This is a genomic window from Mycobacterium paraseoulense, assembly GCF_010731655.1.
Classification (GTDB): domain Bacteria; phylum Actinomycetota; class Actinomycetes; order Mycobacteriales; family Mycobacteriaceae; genus Mycobacterium; species Mycobacterium paraseoulense.
Map to the genome: position 1 here is coordinate 478813 of NZ_AP022619.1, position 17233 is coordinate 496045.

Sequence of the window (17233 nt, forward strand, 5' to 3'; positions counted from 1 at the left end):
CTGCTGACCGAACGATCGGCCCGGGTTGCCGCGGCGGTCAAACTGCATCGCCACGTCGGTCGACGCCGGGCGGGGCGATTCCTCGCCGAAGGTCCCAACCTGGTCGAGGCGGCCGCCGCGCGCGGCCTCGTCCGCGACGTCTTCGTCACCGAAGCCGCCGGCGAGCGGTATGCGTCTTTGCTTGGTGCGCAAGCAGTTCCGGTGCATCTGGTCAACGAGCGGGCCGCGAAGGCGCTGTCCGACACCGTCACCCCCACCGGGCTGGTGGCGGTCTGCGAAATGCCGGCGACCCGGCTGGCGGACGTGCTGGCCGGCTCACCCCGGCTGATCGCGGTCGCCGTCGAGATCAGCGAGCCGGGCAATGCCGGCACGCTCATCCGCATCGCCGACGCGATGGGCGCGCACGGCGTGATCCTCGGGGGCCACAGCGTCGACCCGTACAACGGCAAGTGCCTGCGCGCCTCGACCGGCAGCATCTTCTCCATTCCGGTGGTCGCCGCGACCGACACGGCCGCCGCGCTGGATGCGGTGCGCGACGCCGGGCTGCAGGTGCTGGCCGGCACGGTGGACGGCGAGACCCGCCTCGACGAGGCCGGCCCGCTGCTCGCCAGGCCGACGGCCTGGCTGTTCGGGCCCGAATCACACGGCCTGCCAACCGACATCGCGGGGGCGGCGGACCACCGCGTGCGCATCCCGATGTCCGGCGGTGCGGAAAGCCTGAACGTGGCCTCCGCCGCGGCCATCTGCCTCTACCAGAGCGCCCAGGCGCTGGGCACGTTCAAGCGGCCCTGACGCGCGCCCGGGCGGGCCGCAGCCCCGCCAGCGACAGCGTCCCGTGCACCAGCGAGCCCGCCCGCTCCATGAGCGCCTTCGCGGGGTCGAGCGGCGAACGGGGAGCGAGGCGGGGACGGGGAGGGAAATAATGCATCGGCAGCCCGCGGCGGTCGCGGGGCGGCGCCATGAACGTCGGCGCCTCCACCAGCGGCGCATCGCTGGGCAACCGGCCCTCGGCGCGGCGGTAGGCGGCCAGCGCGCGCGGGTGCAGCCGGATCTCGTCCGGAACCGCCAGGAAGGCGAGTTCGACGAGCTTGCCGAACAGCCGCAGCAGCACCTCGTCGCCCGGCGTCCAGCGCATGCCGGCCTTCTCGCGGACCGCGGGCTCGAACAGGCCCGCGGCGATCCAGCGCTGGCCGGCCACCAGCGGCTTGAACATCTGGTCCCAGATCGGCGTGGGCATCAACACGAATTTCGGTTTGGGGATCCGGATTTGGAAGATGTCCAGCGTCGCGCGGTTGATTTCCAGCTCCTCGCGGCACACCCGGTCCCAGTACTCCTGAAACTCCTCCCAGGAGCCGGGCACCGGTCGCATGCTCATCCCGTACATCCGGTACCACCGCACGTGCTCGTCGAACAGCTGGCGCTTCTCGGCCTCCGTCAGGCCGCCGCAGAAGTACTCGGCCACCTTGATCACCAGCATGAAGAAGGTGGCGTGCGCCCAGTAGAACGTTTCCGGATTCAGCGCGTGATAGCGGCGCCCGGACGCGTCGACGCCCTTGATGGTGTGGTGGTAGCTCTTGATCTGCCGCCCGGTCGCCGCGGCCCGGTCGCCGTCGTAGACGACGCCCATGATCGGGTACACCGAGCGGGCCACCCGCTGCAGGGGCTCGCGCAGCAGGATCGAATGCTCCTCGACGCCCGCCCCCAGCTCCGGATACATGTTCTGGATCGCTCCGATCCACACGCCCATCATTCCGGTGCGCAGATCGCCAAAGTACTTCCAGGTCAGGGAATCTGGTCCGAGCGGATCGTCGGACTTCGCGGGAATGGCAGTCATCTCGGCCTCCTGCGCTCACGATAACTTTGACAACGTGCGTTGTCTACGATTTCGGCCCTGCGCGCCCGCGGGTGTTATCGAGCTTCCATAGTCGCGTGGCGCCGCTGTGATCAGGCGATATCGTGCGAGCTGTGACACAAACCGCGCGGCGTTGATTGCCCGCGTCCGTCGGGAGGAAATAACCTGGCCGGGTGGAACTCGCGGGTCGAGAATCGGATTCGGGCGGGCCCGACGAGCCGACCGTTACGCCATCCGATCCGCCGCGGTCTCCCGTCTCGGTGCACAGCGCAACGCAGTGGCTGCACGGCCGGAACCACAGCCCCGGCGCGGTGGCCTTCATCCGCCGGGCGCGACGGCTGCTCCCCGGCGACCCCGAGTTCGGTGACCCGCTCTCGACGGCCGGCGAGGGTGGTCCACGCGCCGCCGCGCGAGCCGCCGACCGGCTGCTCGGGGACCGCGACGCGGTGTCGCGGGAAGTCAGCCTGGGTGTGCTGCAGCTGTGGCAGGCGCTGACCGAGTCGGTGGCCCGTCGGCCGGCGAATCCCGAGGTGACGCTGGTCTTCACCGATCTGGTCGGTTTCTCGTCGTGGTCGCTGCAGGCCGGCGACGAGGCGGCCCTGACCCTGCTGCGACACGTGGCCCGGGCCGTCGAGCCGCCGCTGCTGGACGCGGGCGGCCACATCGTCAAGCGGATGGGCGACGGCCTGATGGCCGTCTTCGGCGATCCGACGGTCGCGGTGCGCGCCGTGCTGGCCGCCAAGGAGGCGTTGAAGTCGGTCGAGGTGGCCGGTCACACGCCGCGGATGCGGGCCGGCATCCACACCGGGCGGCCCCAGCGGCTGGCGTCCGATTGGCTCGGCGTCGACGTGAACATCGCCGCGCGGGTGATGGAACGCGCCAGCAAGGGTGGGGTGATGGTGTCGAGTTCGACACTCGACCTGATCGCCCAGAGCGAACTCGACGCGATGGGTGTCGTCGCCAAACGCGCACGTAAACCACTGTTTGCGGGCAAGACCCCGGGCATGCCGCCCGACTTGGCGATATATCGTTTGCGAACTCATAGGGAGTTGACAGCGCCCGATCACGACGCCGAGACAAACTAGCCGACATAATGGATGCAATGTTTGGGGGCATCCTTGCCCGGCTCGCCCGGGTCCAGTTCACGTTGGGTTACGTGGCGGTGCTGCTTGCCGTCAGCTGCGCCATCCTGGTCCTCGGCCCGCACGCCCATGACGTGCTGGTCGAGCGGGCCAGCACCAACCTGCACAACCTGGCGCATGGCCACGTGGGCACCCTGCTGGGCAGCGCGCTGGTCGTCGACGCCGGCCCGCTCTACTTCTGGCTGCCCTTTCTCACCTGCCTGCTCGCGCTCGGCGAGCTGCACCTGCGCACCATCCGGCTGGTAGTGGCCTTCGTCGTCGGCCACATCGGCGCGACGCTGGTCGTGGCCGCCGCCCTGGCCGCCGCGGTCGAGTTCGGCTGGCTGCCGCTGTCGATCACCCGCGCCAGCGACGTCGGGATGAGCTACGGCGCCCTGGCGGTGCTCGGCGCGATGACGGCGGTCATTCCCCAGCGCTGGCGGGCCCCCTGGGTCGGCTGGTGGGTGGCGGCGGGCCTGGCGTCGGCGATCATCGGCGGCGATTTCACCGACGCCGGCCACACCGTCGCCGTGGTGTTGGGTGTGCTGGTGTCCGCCCGATTCCGCCAGCCCATCCATTGGACCCCGGTGCGCTCCCTGATGCTGGTGGCCTCGTCGGGCTTCGGCTTCCTGGTCCTCGCCCACCACTGGGGAACGATGGCCGCGGCGCCCGCGTTCGGGATCCTGGGCGCGCTGGCGGCGCACAAGGCCGTGCAATTCGTCGCCGGGCGCGCCGCGCTGGGCGACGCCGCTCTGACCGGTGCGCAGCCGGCCACGGCGGGCTAGACACCGGGCCGCCCTTACTCCGAAGCGCCCGCCGGGGCGCACGCACCGCATCACTATGATCGGCACTTGCCGCTGGGCAACTTCCTCCCAGCCCCTCATCAGCAAGGAGAGTGTCGCCGCGTGGGTGCTCAGCCCGTCGACCTGTCGCCTAATGCCTTGGCCGAGGCGATCGGCGCCGCCCAGGAGGCGATCGCGCTCGCCGGCGATCTGGACACGCTTGCGCGCGTGAAGACCGAGCACCTCGGTGACCGCTCGCCGCTCGCGCTGGCGCGCCAAGCGCTGGCCGGCGTCCCCAAGGAGGAGCGCGCCGACGCGGGCAAGCGGGTCAACTCCGCGCGGACCGAGGTCCAGCGCAGCTACGACGAGCGACTGGCCGCGCTGCGCGCCGAACGTGACGCGGCGGTGCTGGTCGCCGAGAGCGTCGACGTCACGCTGCCGTCGACGCGTCAGCCACCCGGCGCCAGGCACCCGATCACCATGCTGGCGGAGCACGTCGCCGACACCTTCGTCGCGATGGGCTGGGAGCTGGCGGAGGGGCCGGAAGTCGAGACCGAGCAGTTCAACTTCGACGCCCTCAACTTCCCCGCCGACCACCCGGCGCGCAGCGAGCAGGACACCTTCTACATCGCGCCGGACGATTCCCGGCAGCTGCTGCGCACCCACACGTCGCCGGTGCAGGTGCGCACCCTGCTCGCTCACGAGCTGCCCGTCTACATCGTCTCGATCGGCCGCACCTTCCGCACCGACGAGCTCGACGCCACCCACACCCCGGTCTTCCACCAGGTCGAGGGGCTGGCGGTGGACCGTGGCCTGTCCATGGCGCACCTGCGGGGCACCCTCGACGCGTTCGCCCGCGCCGAGTTCGGCCCGGAGGCGCGCACCCGGATCCGGCCACACTTCTTCCCCTTCACCGAACCCTCCGCCGAGGTCGACGTGTGGTTCGTCGGCAAGAAGGGCGGCCCGGGCTGGGTGGAGTGGGGCGGCTGCGGCATGGTCCACCCCAACGTGTTGCGCGCCGCGGGGATCGACCCCGAGGAGTACTCCGGCTTCGCGTTCGGGATGGGCCTGGAACGCACCCTGCAGTTCCGCAACGGCATCCCCGACATGCGCGACATGGTCGAGGGCGACGTCCGGTTCTCGCTGCCGTTCGGGGTGGGTGACTGATGCGGGTCCCCTACAGCTGGCTGCGGGAGGTCGTGAACGCCGGCGCGCCGGGCTGGGATGTCGCGCCCGGCGATCTCGAGCAGACGCTGGTGCGGATCGGCCACGAGGTGGAGGAGGTCGTCACCCTCGGCCCGGTCGACGGCCCGCTGACGGTGGGGCGGGTGACCGCCATCGAGGAGCTCACCGGCTTCAAGAAGCCGATCCGCGCCTGCCGGGTCGACGTCGGCGACGGCAGGGACCGCGATATCGTCTGCGGCGCAACCAATTTCGCCGTCGGTGAGCTGGTTATCGTGGCGCTGCCCGGCACCACGCTGCCCGGCGGATTCGCCATCACGGCACGCAAGACCTACGGCCGCGACTCCGACGGCATGATCTGCTCGGCGGCCGAGCTCGGTTTGGGCGCCGACCATTCCGGGATCCTGGTGCTGCCGCCCGGCACCGCCGAACCGGGCGCCGCCGGCGCCGCGGTGCTGGGACTCGACGACGTGGTCTTTCACCTGGCGATCACCCCCGACCGCGGCTACTGCATGTCGGTGCGCGGACTGGCCCGGGAGGTCGCCTGCGCCTACGGCCTCGACTTCGTCGACCCGGCGGACGTCAAGCCGCTGCCCGCCGCCGGCGAGGCCTGGCCCCTGACCGTCCAGCCCGAAACCGGGGTACGGCGGTTCGCCCTGCGCCCCGTGACCGGCATCGACCCCGCCGCGGTGTCGCCGTGGTGGCTGCAACGCCGGCTGCTGCTGGCCGGCATCCGCGCGACCTCCCCGGCGGTGGACGTCACCAACTACGTGATGCTCGAACTCGGCCACCCCATGCACGCACACGACTGCGACCGCATCTGCGGGGGCCTCGCCGTGCGGTTCGCCCGCCCCGGCGAGACCGTCGTCACCCTCGACGACGTCGAGCGCCGGCTCGATCCGGCCGACGTCCTCATCGTCGACGACCGCGCGACCGCGGCGATCGGCGGGGTGATGGGCGCGGCGAGCACCGAGGTGCGCGCAGACTCCACCGACGTGCTGCTGGAGGCCGCCGTCTGGGACCCCGCCGCCGTCTCGCGCACCCAGCGCCGGCTGCACCTGCCCAGCGAGGCCGCCCGGCGCTACGAGCGCGGGGTGGACCCGGCGATCTCGGTGGCCGCGCTGGACCGGTGCGCCGCGCTGCTCGTCGACATCGCCGGGGGAGCGGTGTCGGAGAAGCTGACCGATTGGCGGGGCGACCCGCCAGTCGGCAACTCGGCCGCCGACTGGTCGCTGCCGCCGATCCGGATCCCCGCCGACCTGCCCGACCGCGTCGCCGGGGTGGCCTATCCCCCGGGGACCACCGCGCGGCGCCTGGCGCAGATCGGGGCTGTGGTGAGCGAGGACGGCGCGGCATTGACGGTGACGCCGCCGAGCTGGCGGCCCGACCTGCTGCAGCCCGCCGACCTCGTCGAGGAGGTGCTGCGGCTGGAGGGGCTGGAGGCCATTCCGTCGGTGCTGCCCGCGGCGCCCGCGGGCCGGGGCCTCACCGCGGGGCAGAAGCGTCGCCGCGCCATCGGCAGATCGCTCGCCCAATCCGGATACGTCGAGATCCTGCCGACGCCGTTCCTGCCCGCGGGCGTGTTCGACCTGTGGGGGTTGCCGGACGACGACCCGCGGCGCACCACCGCCCAGGTGCTCAATCCGCTGGAGGCCGACCGCCCGCATTTGGCCACCACGTTGCTGCCCGCGCTGCTGGAAGCCCTGGTGCGCAACGTGTCCCGCGGGCTGGTGGACGTCGCGCTGTACGCCCTGGCGCAGGTGGTGCAGCCGACCGAGGAGACCCGCGGCGTGCAGCCCATCCCCGTGCACCGCCGGCCGACCGACACCGAGATCGCGCAGCTGAACGCATCGTTGCCGCGCCAGCCGCAGCACGTCGCGGCCGTCCTGGCGGGCCTGCGCGAACGCCGCGGCCCGTGGGGTCCCGGCCGCCGCGCCGAGGCCGCCGACGCGTTCGAAGCGGCGCGCATCATCGCCCGCGCCAGCGGGGTCGAGGTGAGCCTGCGGGCGGCCCAGCACCTGCCCTGGCACCCCGGCCGGTGCGCCGAGGTGCTCGTCGGGGAGACCGTCGTCGGCCACGCCGGGCAGCTGCACCCGGCCGTGATCGAGCGCTCCGGCCTGCCGAAGGACACCTGCGCCGTCGAACTCAACCTCGACGCGATCCCGATCGCGGTGGCGTTGCCGGCACCCAAGGTGTCGCCGTTCCCGGCCGTCTTCCAGGACCTCAGCCTGGTGGTGCCCGCGCACGTGCCGGCAAAGGCGGTGGCCGATGCCGTCCGGGAGGGCGCCGGCGAGCTGCTCGAAGACCTGCAACTGTTCGACGTCTTCACCGGCCCGCAGGTCGGCGAGGGCCGCAAGTCGCTGACGTTCGCGCTGCGCTTCCGCGCGCCGGACCGCACGCTGACCGAGGACGACGCCAGCGCGGCCCGCGACGCCGCGGTCCGCCGCGCCGCCGGGGCGGTCGGGGCGGAACTGCGCGCCTGACACCGTCGGGAATGGATTTGCAAAGCACTGCATAACCATGCAGAATCGGCGGAATGGCCGATGCACTGAAGGTGGCGGTTGCCGGGGCCAGCGGCTATGCGGGCGGGGAAATCCTGCGCCTGCTGCTCGGGCATCCCGCGCACGCGGACGGCCGCCTCGCCATCGGGTCGCTGACCGCCGCCACCAGCGCCGGCAGCGCGCTCGGCGAACACCATCCGCACCTGACGCCGCTGGCTCAGCGGGTGGTCGAGCCCACCGACCTCGCCGTGCTCGCCGACCACGACGTGGTGTTTGTGGCCCTGCCGCACGGGCATTCGGCGGCGCTGGCCGATCAACTCGGCCCCGAGACGCTGATCGTCGACTGCGGCGCCGACTTCCGGCTGACCGACGCCGCCGACTGGGAGCGGTTCTACGGCTCCGCGCACGCCGGCAGCTGGCCGTACGGGCTGCCGGAACTGCCGGGCGCGCGGGAGCGGCTGCGCGGTGCGCGCCGCGTCGCGGTGCCGGGCTGCTACCCGACCGCCGCGCTGCTGGCGTTGCTGCCCGCCGTGGCCGAGGACCTCATCGAGCCGGCGGTCACGGTGGTCGCCGTCAGCGGCACCTCCGGGGCCGGCCGCGCCGCCAAGACCGACCTGCTGGGCTCCGAGGTGATCGGGTCCGCGCGGGCCTACAACATTGCGGGCGCCCACCGGCACACCCCGGAGATCGCCCAGGGCCTGCGGGCCGTCACCGACCGCGACGTCACGGTGTCGTTCACGCCGGTGTTGATCCCGACGTCGCGCGGCATCCTGGCCACCTGCACCGCGCGTACCCGCTCGCCGCTGTCGCAGCTGCGGGCGGCCTACGAAAAGGCTTACGACGCGGAACCTTTCGTCCACCTGCTGCCCGAGGGACAGTTGCCCCGCACCGGGTCGGTGATCGGCAGCAACGCGGCGCACCTCGCGGTCGCGGTGGACGAGGCCGCAAGTGTGTTCGTGGCGATCGCCGCCATCGACAACCTGGTCAAGGGCACCGGCGGCGCCGCGGTGCAGGCGATGAACCTGGCGCTGGGCTGGCCGGAGACGGAAGGCCTCTCGGTGGTCGGGGTCGCGCCGTGACCCGCGCCGGCGACGATGACGCCGGCGCAGCCGGGGTAGGAGGAGCGGCGCCATCTGTCGTAGCGGCCGAGGCGCGCCTGGTGCGCGAACAGGGCGTCACCGCCCCGGCGGGGTTCCGGGCCGCCGGCATCGCCGCGGGCATCAAGGCGTCGGGCAACCGCGACCTGGCCCTGGTCTTCAACGAGGGACCCGACTACGCGGCCGCCGGCGTGTTCACCCGCAACAAGGTCAAGGCCGCGCCCGTGCGCTGGACCCAGCAGGTGCTGACCACCGGCGCGCTGCGCGCGGTGATCCTCAACTCCGGTGGCGCCAACGCCTGCACCGGCCCGGGCGGATTCCAGGACGCCCACGCCACCGCCGAGGCGGTCGCGGCCGCGCTGTCCGACTGGGGCACCGAGACCGGCGCCATCGAGGTCGCGGTCTGCTCCACCGGGCTGATCGGCGACCGGTTGCCGATGGACAAGGTGCTCGAAGGCGTCCGCGCGATCGTGCAGGACATGGCCGGGGGGCTGAGCGGCGGCGACGAGGCCGCCCGCGCGATCATGACCACCGACACCGTGCCGAAACAGGTTGCGCTGCACCACCCGGGCAACTGGACGATCGGCGGGATGGCCAAGGGCGCGGGCATGCTGGCGCCGTCGCTGGCCACCATGCTCTGCGTGCTCACCACCGACGCGGCCGTCGAGCAGGCCGCCCTCGACCGGGCGCTGCGCCGCGCGACCGCCCGCACCTTCGACCGCCTCGACATCGACGGCAGCTGCTCGACCAACGACACGGTGCTGCTGCTGGCGTCGGGCGCCAGCGAGATCACCGCGTCCCAGGCCGAACTCGACGACGCCGTCCTGGCGGTGTGCGACGACCTGTGCGCGCAGCTGCAGGCCGACGCCGAGGGCGTCACCAAGCGCGTCACCGTGACCGTGACCGGGGCGGCCTCCGACGACGACGCGCTGATCGCGGCGCGGGTGATCGCCCGCGACAGCCTGGTCAAGACCGCGGTGTTCGGGTCGGACCCCAACTGGGGCCGCGTGCTCGCGGCGGTCGGCATGGCGCCGGTTACCCTCGACCCCGACCGAATCCGGGTGTCGTTCAACGGTTTTGCCGTGTGTGTCGACGGCGTCGGCGCGCCCGGCGCGCGCGAGGTGGACCTGTCCGGCGCCGACATCGACATCACCGTCGACCTGCGCGTGGGTGACGGCCGCGCCGCCGTGCGCACCACCGACCTGTCCCACGCCTACGTCGAAGAGAATTCGGCGTACAGCTCATGACACGCGCCGGCGACGATGCAGAACGCAGTGATGAGGTGGGGGCATCTCCCGCTGGCGGGGGAAGGCGGCGCAGATGACCATCGACACCCACGCGCTGCCCACCGCGGTCAAGGCGCAGGTGCTGGCCGAGGCGCTGCCCTGGCTCAAGCAGCTCTACGGCAAGGTCGTCGTCATCAAGTACGGCGGCAACGCCATGACCGACGACACGCTGCGGCACGCCTTCGCCGCCGACATGGCCTTCCTGCGCAACTGCGGCATCCACCCCGTCGTGGTGCACGGCGGCGGCCCGCAGATCACCGCCATGCTGCGGCGCCTGGGCATCGCGGGCGACTTCAAGGGCGGCTTCCGGGTCACCACGCCGGAAGTGCTCGACGTGGCGCGGATGGTGCTGTTCGGGCAGGTGGGCCGCGAACTGGTCAACCTGATCAACGCGCACGGGCCCTACGCCGTCGGGATCACCGGCGAGGACGCGCAGCTGTTCACCGCGGTGCGGCGCAGCGTCACCGTGGACGGCGTGGCCACCGACATCGGGCTGGTCGGCGACGTCGAGCGGGTCAACACCGCCGCGGTGCTGGATCTGATTGCGGCGGGCCGCATCCCGGTGGTGTCCACGCTCGCCCCGGACGCCGAGGGCGTGGTGCACAACATCAACGCCGACACCGCCGCGGCGGCGCTCGCCGAGGCGTTGCGGGCCGAAAAGCTGTTGATGCTCACCGATGTCGAGGGCCTCTACACCAGCTGGCCGGACCGCGATTCGCTGGTCAGCGAAATCGACACCGCCACACTCTCGCAACTGCTACCCACGCTGGAGGCCGGCATGATCCCCAAGGTCGAGGCGTGCCTGCGGGCCGTGACGGCGGGCGTGCCGAGCGCGCACGTCATCGACGGCAGGGTCGAACACTGCGTGCTGGTCGAGCTTTTCACCGACGCGGGCACCGGCACCAAGGTGGTGAGCGCATGAGCAACACCGAGGACCTCAAGCACCGCTGGGAAGCCGTGATGATGAACAACTACGGCACCCCGCCGCTGGCCCTGGCCACCGGTGACGGCGCCGTGGTCACCGACGTGGACGGCAGCACGTACCTGGACCTGCTGGGCGGCATCGCCGTCAACGTCCTCGGCCATCGCCACCCCGCGGTCATCGAGGCCGTCACGCATCAGATGACCACGCTGGGCCACACCTCCAACCTGTATGCCAGCGAACCGGGTATCGCGCTGGCCGAAGAGCTGGTGGCGCTGCTCGGGGCGGACGCGCCGGCGCGGGTGTTCTTCTGCAACTCGGGAACCGAGGCCAACGAGGTGGCGTTCAAGCTGTCGCGGCTGACCGGGCGCACGAAACTGGTTGCGGCGCAGGGCGGTTTCCACGGCCGCACCATGGGCTCGCTCGCACTCACCGGTCAGCCCGGTAAGCAGGCGCCGTTCGAGCCGCTGCCGGGTTACGTCACGCACGTGCCCTACGGCGACGCCGACGCGCTGGCCGCCGCGGTCGACGACGCCACCGCCGCGGTGTTCCTCGAACCGATCATGGGGGAGGGCGGCGTCGTCGTCCCACCCGAGGGCTACCTGAGGGCCGCACGTGAGATCACCTCGCGGCACGGTGCGCTGCTGGTGCTCGACGAGGTGCAGACCGGAATGGGCCGCACCGGCGCCTTTTTCGCCCATCAGCACGACGGTGTCACCCCGGACGTCGTGACCATGGCCAAGGGACTCGGCGGCGGGCTGCCCGTCGGCGCGTGCCTGGCCGTCGGGCCGGCGGCCGGGCTGATGACCCCCGGCCTGCACGGCAGCACCTTCGGCGGCAACCCGATCTGCGCCGCGGCGGCGCGGGCGGTGCTGCGGGTGATCGCCGACGAGGACCTCGTCCGGCACGCCGAGGTGCTGGGCAAGTCGCTGCGCCACGGCATCGAGACGTTGAACCACCCGCTGGTCGACCACGTGCGCGGACGCGGGCTGCTGCAGGGCATGGCGCTGACCGCGCCGCGTGCCAAGGACGCCGAAATGGCCGCGCGCGACGCCGGATTCCTGGTCAACGCCGCCGCGCCCGACGTCATCCGGCTGGCCCCGCCGCTGATCGTCACCGAAGCCCAGCTCGACACCTTCGTCGCGGCCCTGCCCGGCATCCTCGACAAGGCCGCGGCATGACGCCGCGCCAACGACGATGCAGAGCGAAGCGATGAGGAGGAGTGGCGCATATGCCTAGGCACTTCCTGCGTGACGACGACCTGTCGCCCGCCGAGCAGGCCGAGGTGCTGCAGCTGGCCGCCGAGCTGAAGAAGGACCCGTTCAGCTGCCGGCCGCTGGAGGGCCCGCGCGGCGTCGCGGTCCTCTTCGACAAGAACTCCACCCGCACCCGGTTCTCCTTCGAGGTGGGCATCGCGCAGCTCGGGGGGCACGCCGTCGTCGTCGATGCCCGCAGCACCCAGCTGGGCCGCGACGAGACCCTGGGGGACACCGCGCGGGTGCTGTCCCGCTACGTCGAGGCCATCGTGTGGCGGACCTTCGCGCAGGACCGCCTCGAGGCGATGGCCGAGGCGGCGACGGTGCCGGTGGTCAACGCGCTGTCCGACGAGTTCCACCCCTGCCAGGTGCTCGCCGACCTGCAGACCATCGCCGAACGCAAGGGATCGCTTGCGGGACTGCGGATGTCCTACTTCGGCGACGGCGCCAACAACATGGCCCACTCGCTGCTGCTCGGCGGGGTGACCGCCGGCATCCACGTCACCATCGCCGCGCCGGACGGCTTCGCCCCCGCTCCCGCCTTCGTCGCGGCGGCCCATGAGCGCGCCGAAGCCACCGGCGGTTCGGTCATCCTCACCGCCGATCCCGACGCCGCCGCGGCCGGCGCCGACGTCCTGGTGACCGACACCTGGACGTCGATGGGGCAGGAGGACGACGGGCTGGACCGCCGCACGCCGTTCCGGGCGTTCCAGGTCAACCAGCGGCTGCTGGGCCTCGCGGAGTCGGAAGCGATTGTGCTGCACTGTCTTCCGGCCCACCGCAACGACGAGATCACCGACGAGGTGATGGACGGGCCGGCCAGCGTCGTTTGGGACGAGGCCGAGAACCGGCTGCACGCCCAGAAGGCGTTGCTGGTGTGGCTGCTGGAGCGTTCCCGATGACTCGCTCGAAGGCTGCCGCCGAGACCACCCGCGCCGGCCGGCAGGACCGCATCGTGGCGATCCTGTCGTCGGCGTCCATCAGCAGCCAAAGCGAGCTGGCGGCCCGGCTGGCCGACGAGGGCATCGAGGTCACCCAGGCCACCCTGTCACGCGACCTCGAAGAGCTCGGCGCGGTGAAGCTGCGCGGCGCCGACGGCGGCGTCGGCGTCTACATCGTCCCCGAGGACGGCAGCCCGGTGCGCGGCGTATCGGGCGGCACCGCCCGGCTGTCGCGGCTGCTCAGCGAGCTGCTGGTGTCGGCCGACGCCAGCGCCAACCTCGCCGTGCTGCGGACCCCGCCCGGCGGCGCCAACTATTTGGCCAGCGCGATCGACCGCGCGGCGCTACCGTACGTCGTCGGCACCATCGCCGGCGACGACACGGTCTTCGTCGCGGCCCGAGGCCCGATGACCGGCGCCGAGCTGGCCCGCACGCTCGAAAGCCTCACCACAACCTAAGGAGATTGGTTCATGTCGGATCGCGTCATCCTGGCGTATTCAGGCGGCCTGGACACCTCGGTCGCGATCAGTTGGATCGGCAAGGAGACCGGCCGCGAGGTGGTGGCGGTCGCGATTGACCTCGGCCAGGGCGGCGAGGACATGGAGGTCGTCCGCCAGCGGGCCCTGGACTGCGGCGCCGTGGAGGCGGTCGTCGTCGACGCCCGCGACGAGTTCGCCGAGGGCTACTGCCTGCCCACCATCTTGAACAACGCCCTCTACATGGACCGCTACCCGCTGGTGTCGGCCATCAGCAGGCCGCTGATCGCCAAGCACCTGGTGGCGGCCGCCCGCGAGCACGGTGGCAGCATCGTCGCGCACGGCTGCACCGGCAAGGGCAACGACCAGGTCCGGTTCGAGGTCGGATTCGCTTCGCTGGCACCGGATTTGGAGGTGCTGGCACCGGTCCGCGACTACGCGTGGACGCGGGAGAAGGCCATCGCGTTCGCCGAGGAGAACGCCATCCCGATCAACGTCACCAAGCGCTCGCCGTTCTCCATCGACCAGAACGTGTGGGGCCGCGCGGTGGAAACCGGCTTCCTGGAACACCTTTGGAACGCGCCCACCAAGGACATCTACGCCTACACCGAAGACCCCACCATCAACTGGAACACCCCCGACGAGGTGATCGTCGGCTTCGAGCGCGGGGTCCCGGTGTCCATCGACGGCAAGGGAGTATCGGTGCTGGCCGCCATCGAGGAGCTCAACCGCCGCGCCGGTTGCCAGGGCGTGGGGCGGCTCGACGTGGTCGAGGACCGGCTGGTGGGCATCAAGAGCCGCGAGATCTACGAGGCGCCCGGGGCGATGGTGCTCATCACCGCCCACACCGAGCTCGAACACGTCACGCTGGAGCGCGAATTGGGCCGGTTCAAGCGGCACACCGACCAGCGCTGGGCCGAGCTGGTCTACGACGGGCTCTGGTACTCGCCGCTGAAGACCGCGCTGGAAGCGTTCGTCGCGAAGACGCAGGAACACGTCACCGGCGAGATCCGAATGGTGTTGCACGGCGGCCACATCGCCGTCAACGGCCGGCGCAGCGCGCAGTCGCTCTACGACTTCAACCTGGCCACCTACGACGAGGGCGACAGCTTCGACCAGTCGGCCGCGAAGGGCTTCGTCTACGTGCACGGGCTGTCGTCCAAGATCGCGTCGCGCCGGGACCTGGCGGCCGACGAAGCGTGAGCACGCGTGAGGGGTCGCTGTGGGGCGGGCGGTTCGCCGACGGCCCGTCGGACGCGCTGATCGCCCTGAGCAAGTCCACCCATTTCGACTGGGTGCTCGCCCCCTACGACATCGTCGCCTCGCGGGCCCACACCGTGATCCTGTTTCACGCCGGGCTGCTCACCTCCGAGCAGCGCGACGGACTGCTGGCCGGCCTGGACAGCCTCGCCGAGGACGTCGCCGACGGCAGCTTCACGCCGGTGGTGACCGATGAGGACGTGCACGCCGCGCTGGAACGCGGGTTGATCGACCGGGTCGGGCCCGACCTGGGCGGCCGGTTGCGGGCCGGGCGGTCGCGCAACGACCAGGTCGCCACCCTGTTCCGGATGTGGCTGCGCGACGCCGTGCGCCGGGTCGCGGCCGGGGCGCTGGAGGTGGTGGCGGCGCTGGCGGCCCAGGCCGCCGAGCACCCGACGGCGATCATGCCGGGCAAGACGCACCTGCAGTCCGCCCAGCCGGTCCTGCTGGCCCACCACCTGCTCGCCCACGCGCACCCGCTGCTGCGCGACGTCGACCGCATCGTCGACTTCGACCGCCGCGCGGCGGTGTCGCCCTACGGCTCGGGGGCGCTGGCCGGCTCGTCGCTGGGGCTGGACCCGGACGCGATCGCCGCCAAGCTGGGCTTCGCGGAGGCCGCCGCCAACTCCATCGACGCGACCGCCGCGCGGGATTTCGCCGCCGAGGCCGCGTTCATCTTCGCGATGATCGCCGTGGACACCTCGCGGCTGGCCGAGGACATCATCCTGTGGAGTTCGACGGAGTTCGGCTACGTCAAGTTGCACGATTCGTGGTCCACGGGCAGCTCGATCATGCCGCAGAAGAAGAACCCGGACATCGCCGAGCTGGCCCGCGGCAAATCCGGGCGGCTGATCGGCAACCTGGCCGGGCTGCTGGCGACGCTGAAGGCCCAGCCGCTGGCCTACAACCGGGACCTGCAGGAGGACAAGGAGCCGGTGTTCGACTCGGTGGCCCAGCTGGAGCTGGTGCTGCCGGCGATGGCCGGCCTGGTGGCCAGCCTGACGTTCGACGTCGAGAGGATGGCGGCCCTGGCCCCGGCCGGGTACACGCTGGCCACCGACATCGCCGAATGGCTGGTGCGCCGGGGGGTGCCGTTCCGGTCCGCGCACGAGGCCGCCGGGGCCGCCGTGCGCGCCGCCGAGGGCCGCTCCGTCGGGCTCGACGAGCTGACCGACGACGAGTTGGCCGCGATCAGCCCCGAGCTGACGCCGGAGGTTCGTGAGGTGTTGACGATCGAGGGCTCGGTGTCGTCGCGCGACGGGCGGGGCGGGACCGCGCCGGCCCGGGTCGCTGAGCAGCTCGAAGCCGTCCTGGCCGAGGCCGAGGAGCTGCAGGCCCGGCTCGGCGGCGGGGAATGAGATGACGCCGTTTACGCGCCGGTCAATTCCCGGCGGACTAGACTTCCGGCTAGCGATGCGGCTGAACCTGTCAGGCCAAATTTTCGTCACCAAGGGGTGGGACCAATGAGCGTCGTCGCGGGCGTATTCGGTGCGCTGCCGCCGTATCGGTACTCGCAGCGGGAGCTCACCGACTTCTTCGTCAGCATCCCGGAATTCGACGGCTACGAGGACATCGTCCGGCAGCTGCACGCCAGCGCCAAGGTCAACAGCCGGCACCTGGTGCTGCCGCTGGAGCGCTATCCCACCCTGACCGACTTCGGCGTGGCGAACCGGATCTTCATCGACAACGCCGTCGACCTGGGCTGCGAGGCGCTGTCGGGCGCGCTGGACGAGGCGGGCCTGCGCCCGCAGGACCTGGACGCGCTGATCACGACGACGGTCACCGGTCTCGCGGTGCCCTCGCTGGACGCCTGGATCGCGGGGCGGCTGGGGCTGCGCGACGACGTGCGCCGGGTGCCGCTGTTCGGCCTGGGCTGCGTGGCCGGGGCCGCCGGCGTGGCCCGGCTGAACGACTACCTGCGGGGCGCACCGGACGCCGCCGCGGCCCTGATCTCGGTCGAGCTCTGCTCACTCACCTACCCGGGGTACAAGCCGTCGCTGCCCGGCCTGGTCGGCAGCGCGCTGTTCGCGGACGGGGCGGGCGCGGTGGTGGCCGTCGGGGAGCGCCGCGCCGAGCGGGTGGCCGCCCGCGGGCCCGCGATCCTGGACTCGCGCAGCACGCTGTATCCCGACTCGCTGCGCACCATGGGCTACGACGTCGGCGCGGCCGGATTCGAGCTGGTGCTGGCCAAGGACCTGGCTCAGGTGGTCGAGGAGCACATCGAGCGGGACGTGTCCGGGTTCCTCGGGGCGCACGGGCTCACGACGACCGACATCGGCGCCTGGGTCAGCCATCCCGGCGGCCCGAAGATCATCGACGCGATCAACGCGAGCCTGAGCCTGGCGCCCGACGCGCTGGAGCTGACCTGGCGGTCGCTGGGCGAGATCGGCAACCTCTCGTCGGCCTCGGTGCTGCACGTGCTGCGGGACACCCTGGCCAAGCCGCCGCCCAGCGGAAGCCCCGGCCTGATGATCGCGATGGGTCCGGGATTCTGTTCCGAACTCGTACTGCTGCGCTGGCACTGACATTCAAGGCGTTGCTTCTTGTGCCCCCCAGA

Annotated in this window: 14 protein-coding genes and 1 pseudogene; 14 read left to right on the top strand and 1 reads right to left on the bottom strand. The window is 71.8% G+C overall.

All coding sequences use genetic code 11. The features are described 5' to 3' along the window. Entirely contained in the window at positions 1–792 is a 792-nt protein-coding gene (locus tag G6N51_RS02080) for a TrmH family RNA methyltransferase (protein WP_083171943.1), read from the top strand. On the opposite strand, the gene G6N51_RS02085 is transcribed toward G6N51_RS02080, so the two are convergent. Then, a complete protein-coding gene (locus tag G6N51_RS02085; protein WP_083171944.1) occupies positions 779–1834 on the bottom strand; it encodes an oxygenase MpaB family protein in 1056 nt (351 codons plus the stop codon). The genes G6N51_RS02080 and G6N51_RS02085 overlap by 14 nt on opposite strands. A gap of 191 nt (positions 1835–2025) precedes the next feature. Here G6N51_RS02085 and G6N51_RS02090 point away from each other — a divergent pair, with 191 nt between their 5' ends. The 13 genes and pseudogenes from G6N51_RS02090 to G6N51_RS02150 all read left to right on the top strand — a co-directional run bounded on the left by G6N51_RS02090 (position 2026) and on the right by G6N51_RS02150 (position 17201). Next, entirely contained in the window at positions 2026–2937 is a 912-nt protein-coding gene (locus G6N51_RS02090; RefSeq protein WP_083171945.1) for an adenylate/guanylate cyclase domain-containing protein, read from the top strand. Positions 2938–2954: 17 nt separating this feature from the next. After that, positions 2955–3758, top strand: a complete 804-nt coding sequence (locus G6N51_RS02095) for a rhomboid-like protein (RefSeq protein ID WP_083171946.1) — start codon at positions 2955–2957, stop codon at positions 3756–3758. A 120-nt stretch (positions 3759–3878) separates the two neighbouring features. Then, entirely contained in the window at positions 3879–4922 is a 1044-nt protein-coding gene (gene pheS / locus G6N51_RS02100; protein WP_083171947.1) for a phenylalanine--tRNA ligase subunit alpha, read from the top strand. After that, on the top strand, positions 4922–7420 hold the full coding sequence (pheT, locus tag G6N51_RS02105) for a phenylalanine--tRNA ligase subunit beta (protein ID WP_083171948.1): 2499 nt from the start codon (positions 4922–4924) through the stop codon (positions 7418–7420). The genes pheS and pheT overlap by 1 nt, the downstream gene beginning before the upstream one ends. Before the next feature lie 37 nt (positions 7421–7457). Next, positions 7458–8517 (top strand): annotated as a pseudogene (gene argC / locus G6N51_RS02110) (N-acetyl-gamma-glutamyl-phosphate reductase). A gap of 77 nt (positions 8518–8594) precedes the next feature. After that, positions 8595–9782: a bifunctional glutamate N-acetyltransferase/amino-acid acetyltransferase ArgJ gene (gene argJ, locus G6N51_RS02115; RefSeq protein WP_083171972.1), complete on the top strand. Its 1188-nt coding sequence runs from the start codon at positions 8595–8597 to the stop codon at positions 9780–9782. Positions 9783–9855: 73 nt separating this feature from the next. Next, complete coding sequence (argB, locus tag G6N51_RS02120; protein WP_083171950.1) at positions 9856–10743, top strand: acetylglutamate kinase; 888 nt, start codon at positions 9856–9858, stop codon at positions 10741–10743. Further along, positions 10740–11924, top strand: a complete 1185-nt coding sequence (locus G6N51_RS02125; RefSeq protein WP_083171951.1) for an acetylornithine transaminase — start codon at positions 10740–10742, stop codon at positions 11922–11924. The genes argB and G6N51_RS02125 overlap by 4 nt, the downstream gene beginning before the upstream one ends. Before the next feature lie 50 nt (positions 11925–11974). Beyond that, the gene (argF, locus tag G6N51_RS02130; RefSeq protein ID WP_083171952.1) at positions 11975–12901 is read left to right on the top strand and encodes an ornithine carbamoyltransferase; all 927 of its coding nucleotides are present in this window, start codon (positions 11975–11977) and stop codon (positions 12899–12901) included. After that, a complete protein-coding gene (locus G6N51_RS02135; protein ID WP_083171953.1) occupies positions 12898–13398 on the top strand; it encodes an arginine repressor in 501 nt (166 codons plus the stop codon). Before argF ends, G6N51_RS02135 begins: the two co-directional genes overlap by 4 nt. A gap of 12 nt (positions 13399–13410) precedes the next feature. Further along, positions 13411–14619 carry an argininosuccinate synthase gene (locus G6N51_RS02140; RefSeq protein ID WP_083171954.1) on the top strand — a complete coding sequence of 403 codons (1209 nt, stop codon included), beginning with the start codon at positions 13411–13413 and terminating at the stop codon, positions 14617–14619. Then, on the top strand, positions 14616–16034 hold the full coding sequence (gene argH / locus G6N51_RS02145; RefSeq protein WP_083171955.1) for an argininosuccinate lyase: 1419 nt from the start codon (positions 14616–14618) through the stop codon (positions 16032–16034). Before G6N51_RS02140 ends, argH begins: the two co-directional genes overlap by 4 nt. 105 nt (positions 16035–16139) lie before the next feature. Then, a complete protein-coding gene (locus G6N51_RS02150; protein WP_083171956.1) occupies positions 16140–17201 on the top strand; it encodes a type III polyketide synthase in 1062 nt (353 codons plus the stop codon). The last annotated feature ends 32 nt before the right edge of the window (positions 17202–17233 follow it).

Excerpts from the sequence above, each read along its gene's own strand:
- argB (WP_083171950.1), top strand. The coding sequence starts at position 9,856 with ATGACCATCGACACCCACGCGCTGCCCACCGCGGTCAAGGCGCAGGTG.
- pheT (WP_083171948.1), top strand. The coding sequence starts at position 4,922 with ATGCGGGTCCCCTACAGCTGGCTGCGGGAGGTCGTGAACGCCGGCGCG.
- G6N51_RS02085 (WP_083171944.1), bottom strand. The coding sequence starts at position 1,834 with ATGACTGCCATTCCCGCGAAGTCCGACGATCCGCTCGGACCAGATTCC.
- argF (WP_083171952.1), top strand. The coding sequence starts at position 11,975 with ATGCCTAGGCACTTCCTGCGTGACGACGACCTGTCGCCCGCCGAGCAG.
- G6N51_RS02140 (WP_083171954.1), top strand. The coding sequence starts at position 13,411 with ATGTCGGATCGCGTCATCCTGGCGTATTCAGGCGGCCTGGACACCTCG.
- G6N51_RS02095 (WP_083171946.1), top strand. The coding sequence starts at position 2,955 with ATGTTTGGGGGCATCCTTGCCCGGCTCGCCCGGGTCCAGTTCACGTTG.
- G6N51_RS02135 (WP_083171953.1), top strand. The coding sequence starts at position 12,898 with ATGACTCGCTCGAAGGCTGCCGCCGAGACCACCCGCGCCGGCCGGCAG.
- G6N51_RS02125 (WP_083171951.1), top strand. The coding sequence starts at position 10,740 with ATGAGCAACACCGAGGACCTCAAGCACCGCTGGGAAGCCGTGATGATG.
- G6N51_RS02150 (WP_083171956.1), top strand. The coding sequence starts at position 16,140 with ATGAGCGTCGTCGCGGGCGTATTCGGTGCGCTGCCGCCGTATCGGTAC.